This window comes from Arenimonas sp., assembly GCF_019459675.1.
In the GTDB taxonomy this organism is placed as follows: Bacteria; Pseudomonadota; Gammaproteobacteria; order Xanthomonadales; family Xanthomonadaceae; genus Arenimonas.
In genome coordinates this window covers 1-1726 of sequence record NZ_JAIBFH010000069.1, presented here as the reverse complement: position 1 = coordinate 1726, position 1726 = coordinate 1, and the positions used below count along the sequence as shown (strand labels likewise).

Below are 1726 nucleotides of genomic sequence, written 5' to 3'. Positions count from 1 at the left end.
GAGAAGAACAGGGCCGGCGTGCCGGCGCCGTTGACGGCACCCAGCGAGACGCCCGGGGCGCTGGTGGTCGGCACGGCGACCGGAGTCAGCTCAGCGGCGCCAGTGGTGCACTCGAGGCGGCCGTAACGCACTTCACCGTCGGAGAAGTTGTAGTTCAGGCGGGCTTCGATGATGTCGCCCACGTCGCTGAGGACGACCGGCTTGGTCAGTTCGATTGCGTAGTTGCGCGCCGGGTCGACGCCCAGCACGACGGCACCGGCATTGGCCGAGACCAGCAGACCGGCGATGGTGCCGGCGAGCAGCTTCTTGTTGAGAGACATTGTTGTTAACTCCTAAGCTTAGGGAATAAAAATCGGAACAGCCTGTTCCGTCCGGACACCGCCCACCGCCCGCACGCTCGTGCCGGCGCCGGCACCAAGGATAGCCATCTCAGAGGCTGGGTCATCATGACCGTTTGCCTCCAAGAGGAGTTGCCCTTGCTGCGCATGCTGTAGCACTGCGCAGTCTCCAGACGCCGGGCAAGCGTAATACGGTGCATTTCAATCGTCAATGTTTGTTCAAAATTCGTGATTCGGTTCACAAAACAGACTTCCGGCACTCCGCCAGGGCCGGGTTGGCCCGCCGTTCAGGGTTCCTCGGTGCCGAACCGCCCCCGGATGGCGTCGGTGATGGCGCGCGCCTGGGACGCATCCTCGATCACATAGGGCGTGATCAGCATCAGCAGCTCGGTCCGGGTGTCCGAGTCGCGGCTGTTCTGGAACAGCTTGCCCAACACCGGCACGTCGCCCAGGCCCGGCACCTTGGACTTGGACTTGGTGCGGCTGGACGAGATCAGGCCGCCCAGCAGCATGCTTTCCCCGTCCGACAGGCTCAGGCTGGTCTCCAGGCGCCGGCTGAAGATGCTGGGCGAGGAAATGTCGCTGGTGTCGGTGGGCGTGGCCTCGCTGACCTCCTGGGCGATCTTCAGGTCCACCCGCTGCCCGGAGTGCACCACGGCGTCGATTTCGAGCAGGACGCCGGTCTTGCGGTACTGCACCGCCTGCAGGATCGAAGAGGTCCCGCCCGTGCTGGGCAGGTCCGGCGCCGTGGCCTGGCTGGTGATGATGGGCACTTCAGTGCCCACGTCGATGCTGGCGCTTTCGCCACTTTTCACCAACAGGCGCGGCGTGGACAGGATGGTGACGCGGCTGTCGCGCCCGAACAGGTTCATTACCGCCCGGACCTGGCCGGAGGACGAAATGGGGCTCCATACCAGCGCACCCTCGGCCGGGGTGCTGCCCTGCAGGGCCGTCAGGCCGCCGCTGAAGTTGTCCAGGCCGACGTTGCGCAGCGCCCACTCAACGCCATGGCTGATCTCGTCGGTCAGCGTGACCTCGGCGATGGTGACCTCGATCACCACCTGCCGCGCCGGCTGGTCGAGCCGGGCGAGCACGCCCTGGATGGCGCGCCATTTCTGGGCATCGCCCTGGTAGACGATGACGTTCCGGATCGGGTCCACCGCCAGCTTGCCGCCGTCGGTGCCGATCACGCCCACGCGGGCGGGCTGGCGGCCGGTACCGGCGCCGGAGCCTGGGCCGCCTTCCGTGCCGGCGTTCTGCGGGCCCGCCGGGCTGCCGCGGGGGCCGCCGCGGGTCCCCACCAGCCCCACCACCACCGGCACCAGCGTCCCCCCGGTGGGGGGGGGGGCAGAATAAAAAAACACGCCGCCGTCGCCGGCGCTTTCGTC

General features: G+C 67.4%; 1 protein-coding gene and 1 pseudogene. Both read right to left on the bottom strand.

The genetic code is table 11. The features are described from left to right. Nucleotides 1-320, bottom strand: a 320-nt coding sequence (locus K0M70_RS02740; protein ID WP_290778954.1) for a hypothetical protein, incomplete at its 3' end; no start/stop codon positions are given. A gap of 305 nt (nt 321-625) precedes the next feature. Continuing rightward, nucleotides 626-1726 (bottom strand): annotated as a pseudogene (locus K0M70_RS02735) (hypothetical protein); the annotation flags it as partial.